We start from the raw sequence: 17,953 nt of genomic DNA on the forward strand, positions 1-17,953 counted from the left end.
GGGGCCCACGCGGCGTCAGGGGGCGATGAGCGGGATGGAGAGCCGGCGCAGCGCGCCCTGCGGCTCCATCACCACGCTGTCGCCGATATTGCCGATGATGATGGGCACGAAGCCGGTGGTCTTGATGAGCTCGGCGACCCGGCACAGCGCGGCGGGATGGTCGCCCGCGATGGGCGCGACGATGCGGCCCAGCGAGGTCAGCGGTCCGGAGCGGTACATGGGCGTGGTGAAGGCGTTGAAGGCCTTCACCAGCTGCGCCTTCGGCACCAGATCGGCCACGATCGCGCTGGTGGGGCGGCCGTCGGTGGTGAGCTGGGTGACGGTGCCGTCGGCCTCGCGGACATACGGGTTGGCGGGGTCGATCCAGATCTTGCCCTCGAGATCCGGCAATTCCTTTGCGAGGGTTTCCAAGTCGAGCCACTGCACCGCGCCGATGAGGATGGTCGACGAGCCCGCCACCAGGTCGACGTCACCGATGTAGGTGTGGCGCAGTCCGCGCTCGGAAATGGTGGCCGACAGTCCGTCGAGGTGACGGCTGGCGATGTGCACGGTGTGCCCGGCGCGGTCGAACAGTCCCGCCAGGCTCAAACCGAAATGACCTGCTCCGAAGATTCCCACGTCCATTGCCCGCACACTCCTGTGTCCGGAGGGGTGTTCCGACCTTCAGGATCGATTATCAAGGTTGATCGAGGTGAGGGCGGCGGCGGGGCGGGCGGCACGCGTGGCCAGGGCTCGGGCGGCGGCGTTCAGACCGGCTCGGGCGGTCGGCTCGGCGACCAGGCCGTCGGGTCCGATATCGCTCTGCAGCACGGTGATCCGGCCGCAGGCGGCCTCGACCAGCTCGGCTCCGGCGTAGCCGACCACCGTGCGCAGCGTGGCGACGGCGGCCTCGCCGCGACCCTCGTAGGCCACGTTCACGTACGCGACCGGTTTGTCGCTGAGATCGGCATTGCCGATCGTCCATTCGAGCAGGTTCTTGAGGCTGCCGGGGATCATGCCCGCGTACTCGGGGGTGCAGAACAGCACGGCGTCGACCGCCCCGATCTCCCGGTGCAGGGCCTGGACCTCCGCGGGTTCGGGATCCGTCCCGGGGATGAAGGGCGGCAGGCCGAGCAGGCCCGCGTAGTGCACGGCCTCGAAATCGGACCCGGCGTCGGCGGCGATGGTGCGCAGCGCGGCGGAGTTCGTGGAGCCCTCACGGGTGCTGCCCGAGATCAACAGAATGCGGGGAATGGTCACGACTGCGCCAACATGGCTGGGGCCGGGAGTATTTCGCGGCACTGTGACCGTTGTCTCTGTAGTGCCGTCCCAATAAGTGGGAGTTGTTGTGACAAGAGGTGTCGCTATCTCCCATAGTGGGTATGGTTTCGAACAGCCGGACTGTCCGGGACAGCTGACGCCCTCCCTGTCGATCCGGTTGCGCGACAACTGCATAACGCGAGTTTTGCGAGAAGGGCAGGCAACGATGACTGCGAACACCAACCGCTTCGACGAGGCGGCGGTCGGTGCCGGACATCCGGGAGCGTTCGGACCCGGCAGGCTGCTGGCCGCCGAACCGATGACCGCGCGGATGCTGCCCGGACTGCGACTGCCCGCGCGCGCCTGGCGCATCAGCTACACCACGACCACCGGCAAGGGTGATCCGACGCAGGTCACCGGCACCGTCCTGGTGCCCCACGCCCCGTGGCGCGGACCCGGGTCCCGGCCCCTCGTCGGATACGCGGTCGGCACCCAGGGCCTGGCCAATACCGTCGCCTCCGCCTCCTGGCAGCTGCGCTACGGAATCGAATACGAAGCGGTGTTCCTGCGCGCCGCGCTGCGCCGCGGGTGGGCGCTCGCCGTCACCGACTACCCGGGACTGGGCAGCCCCGGCCTGCACCCGTACGTCATGGGCAAGTCGCTGGGACCGGCGGTGCTCGACAGCATGCGGGCGGCTCTGCGCCTGCCCGAGGCCGGACTGGACGAGGACGGCCCGCTGGGCATCTACGGCTACTCCGAGGGCGGCAACGCCGCGGGCTGGGCACTGCAGTTGCAGCCCACCTACGCTCCGGACCTGCCGCTGATGGGCGGCGCGGTCGGCTCGGCTCCCGCCGATCTGCTGGACATGGTGAAGTTCCTCGACGACACCCCGTACGCGGTGTTGCTGTTCTACGGCGTGCTCGGCATCGAGGCCGCCTATCCGGAACTGAATGTGCTGCAGCACCTCAACGTGACCGGCCGTGCGCTGGCCGCGCTGGCTCGGCGCACCCACGCCGGACTCGCGGCCGTGGTCGGCATCGGCGCGGGCATGGTGGTGCCCACCAAGGTCTCGACCTACACCCATCGCCCGCCCTTCGAGGTGCCCGAGGTCAAGGCGCGACTGCTGGAGAACCGGCTGGGCGGAATCGCGCCCGCCGCACCGGTGTTGGTGGCCGGCGGCACCAGCGAGCAGATCATTCCGTATCCGCAGGCGGTGCGGTTGGCGGAGGACTGGAAGGCGCTGGGCGCGGACGTCACCATGCACACCATGCATGGGCGCGAACACGTCGGCGGCGCACTGGCTTTCGCCGGTCCCGGCATGCGGTTCCTGGCGGAGCGCTTCGCCGAGGCCGAGACGTTCCTGCTGCGGCGCGGGGCCTGATACGGCGCAGAGCCGGGAACCCACACGGGCTCCCGGCTCTGCGATCCGGTCTAGTTGCCGACCCCCCAATGCAGGACTCGGGAGGTGAACAGCACCAGGCCGAGCGAGACCACCGCGACGGTGACCAGCCCGACCACCGCCACCACCAACGGACGCCAGCCCATACGGGCCAGCTCGCGGATATTCGTGTTCAGCCCGACGCCCGCGAAGGTCAGCAGGAACGCCCAGCGCGACACCGCGCCCATGGCCGTGTCGGCGCTGGCGACCGTGCACTGGCTGAACAAGGCTCAGGTCGCGAACCTTAGGTGCCGATGCCGGGCTTGAAGATCGGGTGCAGGCCAACGATATTGGTGATCAGCAGGCCGATCAGGATGGCCCACAGCACGTATTCGATGTCGGGGACGGTCCAGTGTTCGTGCTTGGCGAGCTTGAGCCACCAGATCTCGGCGTACTTGCCGAGCACGCCGACCGCGATGAGCAGCGCGATGCCGGGGACGTAGCTCAGCAGGCGGGCGAGAGTCAGCGGGCCGCTCGGCTCGTCGAAAGCTGCTCCGTCGGAATCGGTTTCGGCGGCGGTCTGGGTCAGTTCGGGGGTCGCGGCGATATCACTCATGACGTCACCACGGAATCTTCGGCAGGGCGTCGAAGACCGCGAGCGCGACCACGACGCCGGATACGATCACCGACCACCAGTCCGCGCCCAGACGCCCGAGGGCGTCCGGCCACGAGGGGCGGGCAGCGGATTTCTCCGGCGCGGGAATGGGACTTGTCACCAGGGCCTCCAGGTAAAAACGCAGTACAGCAGGTGCACTATGGCTCCACCGGAGGTTTTCGGACACTGTTGGAATCGGACTGATTCCAGCTCAGCGATGGGCCCGCCGGTAGGCCGCGGGCGTGGTACCGGTCCAGCGTTTGAAGGCGTGGATGAACGGGGTGGCCTCGGCGTATCCGAGCCGGATCGCGATGTCGTCCACCGAGAGCGGGGTGGCGGTCAGCATCTCCTCGGCCAGGGTGTGGCGGACCTCGTCGAGCAGGGCCCGGTAGGAGGTGCCGGCGGCCTCGAGATGGCGGCGCAGGGTGCGGGTGCTGACGTTCAGGTTGCGGGCCACCGCGTCGAGGGCGGGTGGGGCGGTGAAACCCGTTGCGCCGGAACCGGGGAGCAGGCGGTCGCGGACCTCGGCGGCGATGCCGGTGCGGGCGCTGCGGCGGTGCAGCAGGTCGCGGCACTGTGCCACGCACACCGCCCAGGTGGGCTGGTTGGCCTGAGGGAGGGGGCGCGCCAGCAGGTCGGGGTCGATGCCGAAAACGGTGTGGGGGCGGTCGAATTGCGGTCGCACACCGAGCAGGGATTCCAGGTGTTGACCGATATCGGTTGCCGGGTAGCCGAATTCGGCGCGGGTGAAGTCGACGCGCGCGCCCAGCAGATCGCTCATGACCCGGTGCATGGCCACGATGTCGCGTTCGACCAGGAACCGCTGCACGTCGTCGGGCACGGTGTCGTGGTGGATCCAGGTCACCACCTCGCGCGGGCGGGACTCCACGATCGGTGTGCAGAAGGCGAATCCGAGCCGGTAGTAGCGCAGGGCCAGGGAGATCGCTTCGCGCAGTGTGGGACTGGTAACGCAGGCGTAGCCGAAGATGCCGAAGGTGCTGATCCGGTAGCGGCGGCCCACCTCGACACCGAGGGCGGGCAGGTCGGGCAGCGCGCGAACCAGGTTGCGCACCACGGCCAGTTCGGTCTCGGCTGGAATCTGCGCTTCGGCGTCGGTGAGCTGCCGTTCGGTGAGTCCGGTCCCGGCGAGCATGCGCTCGGCCGCTATGCCGTGCTCGGCCGCGAACTCGGTCATGACCGCGACGCTGGCCGTGCCGCGCGGAAAGTTCCAGGTCCGGACGTCCGGTTCCTCGACCGTGCTCATGCGGCCATTATGGCCGAAAGTATCGATTTAATGGCCGTCGCTCTTTCATGATCCGATAACCGCAGGTCGTAGCGTCGAATCCGATCACATCGCAGTGAGGAGAGGGACGCATGGGCAGCAGTCCGTCGATCGTCAACATCGGCACCGGCTTCGGCGGCATCGGAAGGGCGCCGGAGCGGACATGGGCCGGGCACGACCGGCTCGTTCCGGCCGCCCGCGCGGAATGCGAGGAATAGCAATGCGATTCGACTACGACGTCCTGGTCATCGGTTCCGGCTTCGGCGGCAGCGTGAGCGCGCTGCGGCTGACCGAGAAGGGTTATCGCGTCGGCGTGCTGGAAGCCGGGCGGCGGTTCGAGGACCACGAATTCGCGAGGACCTCGTGGCGGCTGCGGCAGTACCTGTGGGCGCCGGCCTTGGGCTGCTTCGGGATTCAGCGACTGGCGCTGCTGAACGACACCTTCATCATGGCGGGCGCGGGTGTCGGCGGCGGATCGCTGGTGTACGCCAACACGCTCTACGAGCCGCCGGACAAGTTCTACGCCGACCGGCAGTGGGGGCACATCACCGACTGGAAGGACGAGCTGGCCGCCCATTACGACCAGGCCAAGCGGATGCTGGGCGTCACGGTCAACCCCGCGACCACCCCGACCGACCGCGTATTGCTGGAAGTCGCCGAGGACCTGGGGATCGCCGACACCTACCAGCGGACCCCGGTCGGCGTGTTCTTCGGCGGTCCCGGGCGGCGTCCCGGCGAGGACGTGCCGGACCCGTTCTTCGGCGGGGCCGGACCGGATCGGCGCACCTGCACGCATTGCGGGGAGTGCATGACCGGCTGCCGCCACAATGCCAAGAACACCTTGGTCAAGAACTATCTGTATCTGGCCGAAAAGGCCGGAGCCACCGTGCATCCGCTGACCACCGTCACCGATGTACGACCGCTGTCCGGCGGCGGCTACGCGGTGACGACCACCCGCACCGGCCGCTGGGTGCGCAGGCGGAAGCGCGAATTCACCGCGGAGCAGGTGATTTTCGCGGCCGCCGCACTCGGCACGCAGAAACTGCTGCACCGGCTGCGCGACCGCGGCTCGCTGCCGCACATTTCGCCGCGCCTGGGCTACCTGTCCCGCACCAATTCCGAAGAGCTGCTGGCGGTTCGCAGCCGCCGCAAGGACAGCGACTTCACCAAGGGCGTGGCCATCACCTCGTCGGTGCACCCCGATCACGACACCCACATCGAGCCGGTCCGCTACGGCAAGGGCAGCAATGCCATGTCCCCCATGACCACCGCCATGGTCGGCGGTGACGGCCCGCGCTGGCGCGGCTGGCTGCGCGAGCTCGCCCGCAACCGCCGCGACCTGGTCCGCATCCACAACCCCCGCCGTTGGTCCGAACAGACCCTCGGCCTGCTGGTCATGCAGTCGGTCGACAACTCCATCACCACCTACACCAAACGCGGCCCCTTCGGCCGCCGCATGACCACCAAACAGGGTGAGGGCCAACCCAATCCGGACTGGATCCCTGCCGGCCACGAGTTCGCCCTCCGCCTGGCCGACAAGATCGACGGCGTCCCCACCGCCGCCACCAGCTCCAGCATCTTCAACATCCCCATGACCGGTCATTTCATCGGCGGCTGCGTCATCGGCGACACCCCCGCCACCGGCGTGGTGGACCCCTACCACCGCCTCTACGGCCACCCCGGCCTGCACATCATCGACGGCTCCACCATCTCCGCCAACCTCGGCGTCAATCCCTCCCTCACCATCGCCGCCCAAGCCGAACGAGCAATCTCGTTGTGGCCCAACAAGGGCGAGCAGGACCCCCGCCCAGCCCCGGGTTCGTCCTACGTGCGTATCGCCCCGACCCCACCCCACACCCCGGTCGTCCCGCCCACCGCTCCAGCGGCCCTGCGCCTACCCATCGTCGGAATCAACGACACCCGCACCGACACAGCGAACAGCTAGCAAGATCGGTGTCCTGTCACCCGCGTTCAGAGCGCCAGCAGCCGCGCTTTGGCCTCGTCGTATTCGCGGATGAGGCGCTCGACCAGCTCTGCGGCCGGGAGGACGGCATCGACGGAGCCGATGCCCTGCCCGGACCCCCAGATATCCTTCCAAGGTTTGGCGCCCGGGGTGCTCGAATCCGATTCGCCGGTACCGAAATCCATGGCCGTGGGGTCGGATTGCCCCAGGTTGTCAGGGTCCATGCCGGCAGCCGAAATGCTCCCGCGCAGGTAGTTGCCGTGCACGCCGGTGAACAGGTTGGAGTACACGATGTCGCCCGCCCTGGAGTCGACGATCATCTGCTTGTAGCCCGGAACGGCATTGGCCTCGTCGGTCGCGATGAACGCCGAGCCGATGTAAGCGAGGTCCGCACCCGCAGCCTGCGCCGCGAGAATGGAGCGACCGTGGGCGATCGCCCCCGAGAGCAGCAGCGGCCCATCGAACCAGTCCCGAATCTCCTGGATCAGAGCGAACGGAGACTGGGTGCCCGCATGCCCGCCCGCTCCGGCGGAGACCGCGATCAGCCCGTCCGCCCCGCGCTCGACGGCCTTGTGCGCGAACACATTATTGATGATGTCGTGCAACACGATGCCGCCGTAGGAATGCACGGCCTCGTTCACATCCGGCCGCGCGCCGAGCGAGGTGATGACGATCGGCACCTTGTGCTCGACGACCGTGGCCAGGTCTTCCTCCAGCCGGTCATTGCTCTTGTGCACGATCAGGTTCACCGCATACGGCGCGGACGGCCGCTCCGGATTGTCGGCGTCGTGCTTGGCCAGCTCCTCGTTGATCCGCACCAGCCACTCTTTGAACAGCGACTGCGGTCGCGCGTTCAGCGACGGGAACGAGCCCACGATGCCCGCCTTGGACTGCGCGATCACCAACTCGGGCCCGGACACGATGAACATGGGAGAGGCGACCGCGGGCAGACGCAGACGCTCGGACAGGATGGGCGGCACGCTCATGACAACTCTCGTTACTCTCCGGGGCTTCCCCTGAAACCCCTTTTCAACCGGCAGGTTACTAGGCGGTAAGAAGTCAGGCCGCGCGGGCTCGGGCCAGTCGATCGTGGCGGGCGTAGCTGCGATCCGGGCTGTTCACCAGCGCGGCCCGGCGCATCATGCGCTCGGTGACGCGCCGGCCCACGCGCTCGCTCAGTCGCGTCGCGCCGGGAATGAGCCTGCGGGGCACCTCCAGGGCGCCGTTGATCGCCGCGGTGGCCAGCACCGCCGCCAGGAAGATCCGGCTGTAGGGCATCTCCAGGAAGTCGGAGTTGGTCTTGCCCAGTAGGATTCGGCTGTAGGACACGGAGTACAGGGTGAAGGCGCGGCGCATGAGCCGCGACCGCAGGGTGGAGTCGTCGAAGCCGTAGATCGGACCGAGGGCGGACACCAGCGCCTTGGACAAGGCCCGCGAATCCTCGTCGGGCAGGAACTCGTAATCGGCCTGCAGCCACAACAGTCGCCAGGTGTCGGTCTCGTCGGCGGGCAGGATCTCCGGATCGAGCCCGATCACATGGCCGACATAGCGCCACAGGTGATAGACCGCCGCCTTCTCCTTCTTGGAAAACGTCAGCCCCACCGCATTACATCCGGCAATCGTGGCCAGCGAGAACAACATCAGCGTGCCCGCGGTCAGCGATTGGTTGATGGGGTGATCCCAGTTCTCGTAGTCCCAGTCCGGCCGCCGGTTCATGCCCGCCCGCACCTGCGCGTGCATGAGCCGGACCCGGACGGTGTTCTTGAATCCCGGCGCGAACCGCTCCAGCCCGCCCTGTGCGGTCACATCGATCCACCAGGTCGCGGTCTCGACGACCCGGCGCGGGGCCATGAGCTCGGCCGACAGGCCGCCGGTGCCGACGAGCACCTTGCCCGCTCGCGAGGCCAGGTATCCGCCATTGAGTGAGAACATCGACAGCGCAAGGTTTGTCGCCCACGGCCCGACCCGCCCGCTGACTCGTGCGGCCCGGTCCAGCTTGTCCTGATCGAGCCAGAACGGCACCGAATCGATCTGCGCGAAGAAGGCTTTCAGCTCGGCGGGCGCGTCGGGCACCGCGTCGATGCCGTTCTCCAGGGCCGTCTCGAACATGGCCCGCCCCTGCCCGACCGGCAGCCGCCCGAACATCGTGACTACGGCGTCGGCGAGCGGATCGCCCATCTTCGTGAACTTGCGGTAGGCCGCCTGCTGTTCGGCCGTCGGCCGGATATCGCCGGGGCCGATCAGGCGGATACCGGCATTGAACGGGAACTCCCGGAAGATCACCGGATCGGGCAACTGCTCGGAACGCGCCATTGCGTGCCTCCTGTGTGCGCTCAGTCTCTGGTGAAGGACGTCACCAGAACTTTGGTGATAGTCTTCACCAAACTGGGCGGCAAGGCAACAGACAGGGCGGAATCGTGGAAGCACCCCGTGGTCGATACGCCGGGCTCAGCGCCGACGAGCGCCGGTCCCAGCGGCGTGAACAACTGCGTGCGGCGGCGCTGGACGTCATCGCCGAGGAGGGCGTCGCGGGCCTGAAGGTGCGAGCGTTGTCCGTCCGCGCGGGGCTGAACGACCGTTACTTCTATGAGGCCTACGGACATACCGACCGACTGCTGTACGAGCTCGTCGACGAGCAGCTGGCCGAGGTCGTCGCGGCCGTCATGGGCGTCATCGCCACCGCGCCCGCCGACACCCGGATCCGCCTGCGGGCCGTGATCGAGGCGGGCGTCACCGCCATCGCCGATCATCCGGCCCGCCGCCGGCTGGCCATCGATATGCAGACCACCGAGGAATTGCGCAACCGCAGAACCGATCTCGTCGGAGTGGTCGCCCAGGTCATGCTCGATCAGGGGCGCGAACTGCTCGGCGACGCCGCGGTCACCGGCCTGCATTCCGAGCTGGCCGCCCGCACGGTCGCCCACGGCGGCCTGGAGATCCTCATCGAATGGCTGCGCGGCGAGCTGGACATCGACCGCGCCCAGCTCGTCGACTTCCTGGTGGCGATGATCCTGACGGCTTCCGAGATCACCACCACCGTGCAGCGCGAGATGTCTACCAGCTGACGGCCTTTTCGGCCGCCCGGATCTTCCGGTACACGCGCCGGTCATAGCGCAGCGGCCGGGGGACCAGCGGCCAGGCCGATCGGACCGCCCCGGCGAAGAGACGGAATCCGAACTCGTCCAGGCGCTTCCATTCGATACCGAGAATCTCGCGGCCGCGGTCGGGCATCAGGGCCGCCAACAGCCAGATATTGAATTCCATGAACGGTCGCCGGATCACCGCCCACACCCACTCGGGAATGCCGGGCACCGGCGGGATCGGGGTGGTCGCGGCGTTCAGCGCGAAGTCGGTGGTCTCGTTGGACTCCAGCTCGTGCGCGAGCATGTGGTCCCAATACGCCTGGAACTCTTCGTAAGTCCCGAAGACCGGCTGCATGGACAGCCCGTAGCGTTCCCACCAGGTGACGCCCTCGGCCCACAGTTGTTCCTTCTGGGCGGGCTTGAGCGGTGTCCCGAAGACCTCGTTCATGGTCATCACGGCCTCGACGAAGGTGACGTGCGTCCACCAGAAGATGTCGGGACGCAGTGCGTGATAACGGTTTCCGTGGTGATCGACGCCCTTGAGGTCGCGGTGGTAGTCGCGCACCCGTCCGGCGGCCTCGGATTCCGGCGGGTCGTAGAGGGAGTCCTCGATCTTCGGGACCGAGCGCAGCAGGCGATCCCACGGGTCGTCGAAGAAGTTCGAATGCTGTTGCAGCGCGGCGCTGACGGCCGGATGCATGTTCTGCAGCGTGCCGGAGCGGCCGAAGAAGAGCTTCAATCGCTGGTCCCCGAAGTACTCCCACAGCAGTGAGCCGGGGCCGAGGGGCGCGCCGCTCGGCGGGGTCGTCGGCTGCTCGGTCTCTGCTGCGCTGGTCATGGCTCGGCCTCCACGTCATTGGGAACTCCTGCCTGGACAGTGCAACATATTGTCTCTCATTGTCGCAAGACCAAGCGACAAATTGTGTCGCTCTGTCGCATATCGATAGACTCCGCTCAGGAGGTGCCGCCGGTGGAATCACCCTTGTCGCTGCAGGCGTTGCTCACGGTCGCCGAGCCCGGCGATGCCGTGGACACGCGCATCAAAGAGGCCGCGCTGGAACAGTTCGCGCTCGTCGGCATCCGCCGGACCAGCGCCGATGACATCGCCAAGCGGGCGGGCGTCAACCGGGCCACGCTCTACCGGCGCATGGGCGGCCGCGAGGAGATCACCCGGGCCGCGCTCTCGCACGAGGTGCGGAGAACCCTCGCCGAGATCGAGCAGCGCCTCGGCGACATCGCGGATCCGCTGGAACGGCACAGCCGCGGATTCGTCGTCACGGTCACGACGCTGCGCGACCATCCGCTGCTGCGCCGACTCTTCGCGGTCGACAAGGATGAGGTGCTCAGCTGGCTGACCCTCGAGGCCGGTGAAATCCTGAGCATCGCAACCCTCTTCGTCACCGCCCAGGTTCGGGACGGCCGGGCGCAGCTCGGGCTGACCGGTGTCGATCAGGCGGAGTTCTACGCCTCGACCATCGTGCGGCTCATCCACTCGCTGGTCCTCACGCCCGACGCCCCGCCCCGGCTGGATTCCGAGGACCAGTTGCGCGACTATGCCGTCCGCTACCTGCAGCCGCTGCTGACCGCGCCCTGACCCGCACCGATTCGACTCTGGACGGATCGGGTTCGGCGTCTCAGGATGAGACCGGATCTTCGCCGATGAGGAGCAGGGCATGGTGGCCGAATCTGTCAGGCCGAACGAGCAGCGGGTGGACTGGCTGGCGGGCGGGGTGCGGCGATCGGTCGCGTCGGAGCGGATCGTCGGGGTCGCGACCGAGTTGTTCCAGGCGCGCGGGTTCGACCATGTGGGGATGGATGAGGTGGCGAGTGCGGTCGGGTGTTCACGGGCCACGCTGTACCGGCATTTTCCGGGGAAGGCCGCGCTGTTCGACGCGGTCATGGCGAAGTCGGCGATCCGGGTGGCCGAGCGGGTGACGGCGGCGGTGCGGCGTTATGACGGGTCGCGGCGGATCGTGGAGGCGATTCTGGCGTCGGTGGCGGCGGTGCGGTCGGATCCGGTGCTGGCCAAGGGGTTCGCGGGGAGCCGGGCGGGCGGCAGCGACGGGGCCTTCGCGAGTTCGCCGGAGCTGGGGCGGATCGCGACGCTGCTGACCGGGATCGCGCCGGATGACGAAGCGGCGCAATGGATCGTGCGCATGGTGTTGTCGCTGCTGACCTGGCCGCTGGCCGACGCCGCGAGCGAACGCCGGATGGTGGAGCGGTTCATTCGCTGAGCTGGGGGACCGGGAGCAGGGGAGCTTCGGGGTCGAGGGTCAGGCCCCGGGCCTCGGCGGTGGCGGACAGGGCTCCCCAGGCGAAGGCGCTGAGTTCCTCCGCGAGTTCCTTGGCGGAGATCACCGGTTCGTTGAGCCAGCGCAGCACGCCCAGGCCGATCGCGCCGAGCATGGAGTCGACCACGAACTGGGTGTGGTCGCCGTTCGCGCCGCGCAGTCGCAGCACGCCGGAGAAGAAGTCGGCAACTGTATCGGACAGTGGACGGCCATCGTCGATCAAACGCGCCGCGCCGAAGGCCGTGACCACCTGGGAGCTGACAATGAACCGAAACAGGTTGGGCCGCTCGGCCACCAGATCGATGTAGGCCGACAGGGCCGTGCGCACGGCGTCGCGCACCGGACCGGTCGGATCCAGGTGCGGGGTCACCCGTTCGACGATGAGTTGCTGCACGCGCCCGCTCACCGCGGCCAGCAGTTCCACCTTGTCGCCGAAGAAGCGATAGAGCTTGGGGCGCGGTATACCAGCGGTTTTCACCACATCGTCGATGGAGAGCTCGGGGCCGTGGGCGTCGATGGCGCGGATGGTGGCCTCGATGAGTTCGGCCCGGACCGTGGTGCGATGCGTGTGCCAGCGGTCGTGGCGGGCGTCACCCTTCAGCTCGGCCGGGCGGTCGCGAGGGTGGGAGGCCATGGGGCAGATTGTAATTCGATTCGTTAGGGCACACCCCCTTGTGTGGTGTCTGGGACAATCCTACACTGGGCCGTACATCGAACACGTAGTACTAGGTACTTAGTGTTGCACCAAGGACGGTCAAGATGGCGAATACCCTTCCGGCGCAGGCGTATCCCAAGGCGCGCCGCATCAGGTTCCGATTCGATCAGAGCGATTCACGCGACAAGTACTTCGTCGAAAACGACATGGTCTACAGCCATTTCGTGGCCGGCATGTCCGGCGGGTTCCCGGCCGGGGAGGAATCCTTCATCCGCTCGGTCCGCCGCGTGGCCGACCGGGTCACCGATCCCGTGCTCAAGAAGAGGGTGACCGGTTTCGTCGGGCAGGAGGCCATGCACGGCCACGAGCACCGCAGACTCAATGAAAAGCTCGTCGAGCTGGGCTATCCCATCGATTGGCTGGACTCGGACAAGATCAAGGAACGCGCCCTCTGGCTCGAGGAGCGGCTCTCGCCCGAAGTGCACCTGGCCATGACCGCGGCCGCCGAGCACTACACCGCGGTGCTCGCCCAGCGGGTCCTCTCCAGCGACGAGATCCAGAACATCCCGGGTGATCCCGAGGTGTGGAACCTGCTGAACTGGCACGCGCTGGAGGAGCTCGAGCACAAGTCGGTGGCCTTCGACGTGTTCCGCGCGGTCGGCGGCAGCGAGCGCACCCGCATCGGGGTCATGCTCGCCATGTACTCGCTGACCCTGCCGCTGACGTATCTGAGCCTGGCCCTGGCGGTCTGGCGCGACGACAACGCGCGGCGGCAGCCGGTGCGGGTCGCGCGCGAGGCGTACCGGCTGTTCACCGGCCCGGTCTTCCGCGGGCTCATGCCGGAGCTGGGCAAGTACCTGCGCCCCGGCTTCCACCCCGACGACATCGACACCTCCGAGCTGCTCTCCCGTTGGCAGCGTGAGCTTTTCGGGAAGAACGGCCAGCTCGTCGACCACCTGAAGTAACCACAACTCCATCGCGAGAAAGGACCGGCCAATGGTGATCGGTCGGCAGGAAAACACGTCCCCCATGCCCTACCCGAAGGTGCGGCGCATGCGATTCCGGTTCGGCGAGCCCGAGCCGATGGCGCATCACTTCGTCCAGGGCGACATTCCCCTCACCCATTTGATCGCCGTGCTCTCGGGGGCCTTCCCGCCCGGTGAGGAATCCTTCATCCGCTCGGTCCGCAAATTCTCCGGTGAGATCACCGATCCCGTGCTCAGGAAGCGGGTGGCCGGATTCATCGGTCAAGAGGCGGTGCACGGGCAGCAGCATCGGCGACTCAACGAGCAGCTCGTCACGAACGGCTTCCCCATCGTCCGCGTCTTCACCTTCGGTCATGACGCGCTACGGGAGAAGGGCCTGATCGCGCTCGAGAACGCGGTGCCGCGGCAGGTGCACCTGGCGGTGACGGCGGCGGCCGAGCACTACACGGCCACCCTCGCCAAGCGGGTACTGGGCACCGCGGAGATCCAGGATATTCCCGGTGACTCCGAGGTGTGGAATCTGTTGAACTGGCATGCTTTCGAGGAGCTCGAGCACAAGTCGGTGGCCTTCGACGTCTTCCGCAATGCCGGCGGCGCGGAGGTCGTGCGCATCGGCGTGATGGCCGGGATGTACGTCTTCACCATTCCGGTGGTCTCGCTCGGCGTGCTGGCCTCGATCCTCAGTGATCCGCGCAGCTGGCGGCCGATCAAGGTGGTGCGGCAGTCGATCCGGCTCTACCGCGGGCCCATCGTGAAGGGCCTGCTGAAGGAGATGCGGCCCTATATGCGGCCGGGCTTCCACCCCGACGACATCGACACCACCGCGCTGCTCGAGCAGTGGCGGCGGGAGTTGTTCGGGACCGACGGCGAACTGCTCGACCGAATCGGCTGAGCGGGAGACGGACATGGGAAGAAACGGTGGCAGTGGTGTGCCCACCGAGGCCCGCCCCGACCACGAGGTCATCGTGGTCGGGGCCGGGTTCGGCGGAATCGGCACCGGGATCGCACTGCAACGCAAGGGCATTCATGACTTCGTGATCGTCGACAAATGGGATCGGGTGGGCGGCACCTGGCACGCCAACACCTATCCCGGTGTGGCGGTGGATATTCCGTCGTTCATCTACAGTTTCTCCTACGAGCAGCGTGGTGACTGGTCGCGAATCTTCGCGCCCGGGACCGAACTGCGGGACTACGCGGAGGGCATGGTCGACAAGTACGGGCTGCGGGACAAGCTGCGGCTGAACACGACCGTCACGGCCGCGGAATTCGACGACCGGAACAGTCTGTGGCGCTTGACCACCGACGGCGGACAGCGGCTCACCGCGCGGTATGTGGTGCTTGCCATCGGCGGGCTGGAACGGCCCAAGATGCCCGACATCGAGGGGCTGGACAGCTTCGGCGGAACGTTGATGCACACGGCGATGTGGGATCACGACGTGCCGCTGACCGGCAAGCGGGTGGCGGTGATCGGCACGGGGGCCACTGCGCTGCAGTTGATTCCGGCCATTGTCGACGAGACCGAGCATCTGACGGTGTTCCAGCGGACGCCGATCTGGGTGTTCCCCAAGAACGACGCCGAGGTCGGCCGGCTCGGCCGGCGGATCCTGGGGAACCGCCGGATTCGGTCGGCGTTGCGGCTGGTCGGCAATGTCGGCACCGAGGTGGCCATGAGCGGCATGGTGGTCGGGCCGACCTGGGTCACCGATACCGCGCGGCGACTGGCCGAGGTGCCGATCCGGCGGTGGATGCGGGCTCAGGTGCGCGATCCGGAACTGCGGGAGAAGCTCACGCCGCGTTACGGTTTGGGCTGCAAGCGGCCCTCGATGTCCAACGACTACCTGCGGACGTTCAACCGCTCCGACGTCAGCCTGGTCACCGATTCCATCGCCCGGATCACCGAACGCGGTGTGGTCACCGCGGACGGCACCGAGCACGAGATCGATGTGCTCGTCTGCGCCACCGGATTCAAGCTGTGGGACAAGGGCGCGATTCCGCCGTTCCCGGTGCACGGCCGCGGCGGCAAGGACCTCGAACAGTTCTGGGACGAACAGCGATACCAGTCCTACCAGGGGGTTTCGGTGCCGGGCTTCCCGAACGCCTTCACCATCACCGGGCCCTACGGGTTCGTGCTGGGCTCCTACATCTGGATGATCGAGGCCACCTCGGCGCATCTGGCGCGGGTCATCGCGGAGTCGCGGGAACGCGGCACCAACGAGGTGGAGATCCGGCAGGAGGTGCACGACGAGTACTTCCGGCGGTGCCTGAAGCGGCAGGAGCGGAACTTCCTGTTCACCTCGGTCTGCGACGGCTCCAACACCTATTACCTCGACAATCACGGTGATTCGCCGTTCCGTCCGTCGACACACGGCGAGATGTACTGGCAGAACCGGCATTTCGATCTCGACGTGTATCGCTACACGGTCGGCGCGCCGGTCGACTCACCGGCGGTCGCGCTCTCCGAGGAGGCACTGTGAAACTCAATTCCGTCGATCCACGGCTGGTCGTGGTCACCGGCGCGGGCAGCGGCATCGGGCGGGCGACGGCGATGCGGTTCGCGCGCACGGGGTCCAAGGTCGTGGTCTCCGATATCGACAAGGACGCGGCGCTGTCCACGGTCGCGCTGATCCAATCGAAGGGCGGGCGCGCGGGCGCCGCGCAGCTCGATGTCACCGATCCGCACGCCTGGGCCGAGTTCGCCCGGGACGTGCACGCCGACCACGGTGTTCCGGATGTGCTGGTCAACAATGCCGGAATCCTGGTCAGCGGCGCGTTTCTGGATCTCGAACCCGAGGACTGGGATCGGCAGCTGAGCGTGAACCTGCTCGGGGTCGTGCACGGCTGCCGCACCTTCGGGCGGCTCATGATCGACGAGGGCAAGCGCGGCCACATCGTGAACATCGCCTCGGCGGCAGCCTTCACGCCGACGCCGGTGATGTCGGCGTACTCGGTGTCCAAGGCCGGGGTGAAGATGCTGACCGAATGCCTGCGGCTGGAGCTCGCGCCCAAAGGTGTTGGTGTGAGCGCGATCTGCCCCGGCGTGATCAACACCAATATCGGCGAGCATGCCATCGCGGTGGGCGTCGACCCGGCCTTGGTCGAGCGCGGCAAGCAGATCACCGCGCAGATCCAGGAACTGGCGGAACGCCTGCCGTTCTCGCCGCTGAGTCCGGACCTGGTGGCGCGCGCGGTGGTGCGGTCCATCCGCTACGACCTGGCCGTGGTTCCGGTTCGGGCCGAAGCGTGGCTGGGCTACTTCATGCTGCGGATCGCTCCCGGCGTGAATCGTCGGATCACCCAGCCGCTTTCGATGGAGCGCATCCAGTCGCTCGGCGAGCTCGTCCTGGGCAGGGGAGGAGGCACCCGGTGAATGCTCGCGCCCACGAACTCGAGGTGCGCGAAGTCATCAGCGAGACCGCCGACGCGGTCTCGCTGATCTTCGATATCCCCACCGACCTCACCCGCCGCTTCGTCTACGCGCCCGGCCAGTACCTGACCCTGCGCGTCCCCGGTGACCGCACGGGTTCGGTGGCCCGCTGCTACTCGCTGTCCTCGAGCCCCCACTGCGGCGACCGCCCCACCGTCACCATCAAACGCACTCCCGGCGGCTACGCGTCGAACTGGCTGTGCGACAACGTCTCCGCCGGCGACATCCTCACCGTCCTCGAGCCCGCGGGCAATTTCGTCCCGCGCACCTGGAACCGCGATCTGCTCCTGTGCGCCGCCGGCAGCGGTATCACCCCGATCATGTCGATCCTCAAATCGGCCCTGACCCTCGGCAACGCCGCCATCGCCCTCCTCTACGCGAACCGCGACCGTGACTCCATCATCTTCGCCCCCCAACTCCGAGACCTGGCCCGCCGCCACCCCCGCCGCCTGACCGTCACCCACTGGCTCGAATCCGAGCGCGGCCTCCCCACCTCCCGCGATCTCGCCACCTGGGCCCGCTCCCACCGCCGCCACGACGTTTACCTCTGCGGCCCAACAGGTTTCACCGCAACCGTCAAACAGGCTCTGACTCAGCTCCGCATCCCCGACCGGGCCATCCACCAGGAGGAATACCGCTCTCTCACCGACAACCCCTTCGAACACCACACCTCGCTCACCACCGAGCCCCCACCCTCCACACCCATCGCCACCTCCGACGCCGCGACAGTCCGCGTCGACATAGACGGCGAAACCCACACCCTCCCTTGGCCCCGCAACAAGAAGCTCCTCGACCTCCTCCTGGACCACGGCATAGACGCCCCTTACGTCTGCCGCGAATCCGCCTGCGGCACCTGCATCTGCCACGTAGACCAAGGCCGCACCCACATGCTCCACAACGAAGCCCTCATCGACGATGAACTAAGCCAGGGCTACACCCTCGCCTGCCAAACCCTCCCCGACTCCGACACCGTCGACATCACCTTCGAGTAGGCGGG

Annotated in this window: 21 protein-coding genes; 11 read left to right on the top strand and 10 right to left on the bottom strand. The window is 67.5% G+C overall.

Annotated elements, in window-relative coordinates:
• Positions 1 to 15 precede the first annotated feature (15 nt).
• Together GPX89_RS00415 and GPX89_RS00420 are read right to left on the bottom strand one after the other, a co-directional pair.
• The gene (locus GPX89_RS00415) at positions 16 to 624 is read right to left on the bottom strand and encodes an NADPH-dependent F420 reductase (RefSeq protein ID WP_157354438.1); all 609 of its coding nucleotides are present in this window, start codon (positions 622 to 624) and stop codon (positions 16 to 18) included.
• Between the two features lie 39 nt (positions 625 to 663).
• Complete coding sequence (locus GPX89_RS00420; protein ID WP_328601372.1) at positions 664 to 1,239, bottom strand: NADPH-dependent FMN reductase; 576 nt, start codon at positions 1,237 to 1,239, stop codon at positions 664 to 666.
• A gap of 226 nt (positions 1,240 to 1,465) precedes the next feature.
• Here GPX89_RS00420 and GPX89_RS00425 point away from each other — a divergent pair, with 226 nt between their 5' ends.
• Positions 1,466 to 2,620: a lipase family protein gene (locus tag GPX89_RS00425; protein ID WP_157354442.1), complete on the top strand. Its 1,155-nt coding sequence runs from the start codon at positions 1,466 to 1,468 to the stop codon at positions 2,618 to 2,620.
• A gap of 50 nt (positions 2,621 to 2,670) precedes the next feature.
• On the opposite strand, the gene GPX89_RS46150 is transcribed toward GPX89_RS00425, so the two are convergent.
• The 4 genes from GPX89_RS46150 to GPX89_RS00440 all read right to left on the bottom strand — a co-directional run bounded on the left by GPX89_RS46150 (position 2,671) and on the right by GPX89_RS00440 (position 4,536).
• Complete coding sequence (locus GPX89_RS46150; protein ID WP_407939287.1) at positions 2,671 to 2,904, bottom strand: putative sulfate exporter family transporter; 234 nt, start codon at positions 2,902 to 2,904, stop codon at positions 2,671 to 2,673.
• Between the two features lie 17 nt (positions 2,905 to 2,921).
• Positions 2,922 to 3,233 carry a putative sulfate exporter family transporter gene (locus tag GPX89_RS46155; RefSeq protein ID WP_407939288.1) on the bottom strand — a complete coding sequence of 104 codons (312 nt, stop codon included), beginning with the start codon at positions 3,231 to 3,233 and terminating at the stop codon, positions 2,922 to 2,924.
• Positions 3,234 to 3,237: 4 nt separating this feature from the next.
• Positions 3,238 to 3,393 (bottom strand): hypothetical protein, encoded by a 156-nt coding sequence (locus tag GPX89_RS00435; RefSeq protein ID WP_198347351.1) that lies wholly within the window; start codon positions 3,391 to 3,393, stop codon positions 3,238 to 3,240.
• Positions 3,394 to 3,483: 90 nt separating this feature from the next.
• On the bottom strand, positions 3,484 to 4,536 hold the full coding sequence (locus GPX89_RS00440) for an AraC family transcriptional regulator (RefSeq protein WP_157354446.1): 1,053 nt from the start codon (positions 4,534 to 4,536) through the stop codon (positions 3,484 to 3,486).
• A gap of 110 nt (positions 4,537 to 4,646) precedes the next feature.
• Between GPX89_RS00440 and GPX89_RS45245 the strand changes: the two genes are divergently transcribed.
• Both GPX89_RS45245 and GPX89_RS00445 read left to right on the top strand, forming a co-directional pair.
• The gene (locus tag GPX89_RS45245) at positions 4,647 to 4,772 is read left to right on the top strand and encodes a hypothetical protein (RefSeq protein WP_268893239.1); all 126 of its coding nucleotides are present in this window, start codon (positions 4,647 to 4,649) and stop codon (positions 4,770 to 4,772) included.
• A 2-nt stretch (positions 4,773 to 4,774) separates the two neighbouring features.
• Positions 4,775 to 6,499, top strand: a complete 1,725-nt coding sequence (locus GPX89_RS00445) for a GMC family oxidoreductase N-terminal domain-containing protein (RefSeq protein ID WP_157354447.1) — start codon at positions 4,775 to 4,777, stop codon at positions 6,497 to 6,499.
• Positions 6,500 to 6,525: 26 nt separating this feature from the next.
• On the opposite strand, the gene GPX89_RS00450 is transcribed toward GPX89_RS00445, so the two are convergent.
• Positions 6,526 to 7,503, bottom strand: a complete 978-nt coding sequence (locus tag GPX89_RS00450; RefSeq protein WP_157354449.1) for an NAD(P)H-dependent flavin oxidoreductase — start codon at positions 7,501 to 7,503, stop codon at positions 6,526 to 6,528.
• 73 nt (positions 7,504 to 7,576) lie between these two features.
• On the bottom strand, positions 7,577 to 8,830 hold the full coding sequence (locus GPX89_RS00455; protein WP_157354452.1) for an oxygenase MpaB family protein: 1,254 nt from the start codon (positions 8,828 to 8,830) through the stop codon (positions 7,577 to 7,579).
• 104 nt (positions 8,831 to 8,934) lie between these two features.
• Here GPX89_RS00455 and GPX89_RS00460 point away from each other — a divergent pair, with 104 nt between their 5' ends.
• The gene (locus tag GPX89_RS00460; protein ID WP_157354454.1) at positions 8,935 to 9,582 is read left to right on the top strand and encodes a TetR/AcrR family transcriptional regulator; all 648 of its coding nucleotides are present in this window, start codon (positions 8,935 to 8,937) and stop codon (positions 9,580 to 9,582) included.
• On the opposite strand, the gene GPX89_RS00465 is transcribed toward GPX89_RS00460, so the two are convergent.
• Positions 9,572 to 10,438, bottom strand: a complete 867-nt coding sequence (locus GPX89_RS00465; protein WP_157354457.1) for an oxygenase MpaB family protein — start codon at positions 10,436 to 10,438, stop codon at positions 9,572 to 9,574. The genes GPX89_RS00460 and GPX89_RS00465 overlap by 11 nt on opposite strands.
• Positions 10,439 to 10,570: 132 nt before the next feature.
• On the opposite strand from GPX89_RS00465, the gene GPX89_RS00470 reads away from it, so the two are divergent.
• Positions 10,571 to 11,194: a TetR/AcrR family transcriptional regulator gene (locus GPX89_RS00470; RefSeq protein ID WP_328601373.1), complete on the top strand. Its 624-nt coding sequence runs from the start codon at positions 10,571 to 10,573 to the stop codon at positions 11,192 to 11,194.
• Between the two features lie 79 nt (positions 11,195 to 11,273).
• Entirely contained in the window at positions 11,274 to 11,834 is a 561-nt protein-coding gene (locus tag GPX89_RS00475) for a TetR/AcrR family transcriptional regulator (RefSeq protein ID WP_157354459.1), read from the top strand.
• Here GPX89_RS00475 and GPX89_RS00480 read toward each other — a convergent pair.
• Entirely contained in the window at positions 11,824 to 12,525 is a 702-nt protein-coding gene (locus GPX89_RS00480; RefSeq protein ID WP_157354461.1) for a TetR/AcrR family transcriptional regulator, read from the bottom strand. The two genes, GPX89_RS00475 and GPX89_RS00480, sit on opposite strands and share 11 nt — an antisense overlap.
• A gap of 125 nt (positions 12,526 to 12,650) precedes the next feature.
• Here GPX89_RS00480 and GPX89_RS00485 point away from each other — a divergent pair, with 125 nt between their 5' ends.
• The 5 genes from GPX89_RS00485 to GPX89_RS00505 are packed head-to-tail and all read left to right on the top strand — an operon-like array spanning position 12,651 to position 17,948.
• Positions 12,651 to 13,511 (top strand): metal-dependent hydrolase, encoded by an 861-nt coding sequence (locus GPX89_RS00485; RefSeq protein WP_157354462.1) that lies wholly within the window; start codon positions 12,651 to 12,653, stop codon positions 13,509 to 13,511.
• 31 nt (positions 13,512 to 13,542) lie between these two features.
• Positions 13,543 to 14,424 carry a metal-dependent hydrolase gene (locus GPX89_RS00490; protein WP_198347207.1) on the top strand — a complete coding sequence of 294 codons (882 nt, stop codon included), beginning with the start codon at positions 13,543 to 13,545 and terminating at the stop codon, positions 14,422 to 14,424.
• A gap of 13 nt (positions 14,425 to 14,437) precedes the next feature.
• Positions 14,438 to 16,006 carry a flavin-containing monooxygenase gene (locus GPX89_RS00495; RefSeq protein ID WP_157354463.1) on the top strand — a complete coding sequence of 523 codons (1,569 nt, stop codon included), beginning with the start codon at positions 14,438 to 14,440 and terminating at the stop codon, positions 16,004 to 16,006.
• A complete protein-coding gene (locus tag GPX89_RS00500) occupies positions 16,003 to 16,899 on the top strand; it encodes an SDR family NAD(P)-dependent oxidoreductase (RefSeq protein ID WP_328601374.1) in 897 nt (298 codons plus the stop codon). The genes GPX89_RS00495 and GPX89_RS00500 overlap by 4 nt, the downstream gene beginning before the upstream one ends.
• Positions 16,896 to 17,948 carry a ferredoxin--NADP reductase gene (locus GPX89_RS00505; protein WP_328601375.1) on the top strand — a complete coding sequence of 351 codons (1,053 nt, stop codon included), beginning with the start codon at positions 16,896 to 16,898 and terminating at the stop codon, positions 17,946 to 17,948. Before GPX89_RS00500 ends, GPX89_RS00505 begins: the two co-directional genes overlap by 4 nt.
• Positions 17,949 to 17,953: the final 5 nt, after the last annotated feature.

It is taken from the genome of Nocardia terrae, from assembly GCF_009760405.1.
GTDB lineage: Bacteria > Actinomycetota > Actinomycetes > Mycobacteriales > Mycobacteriaceae > Nocardia > Nocardia terrae.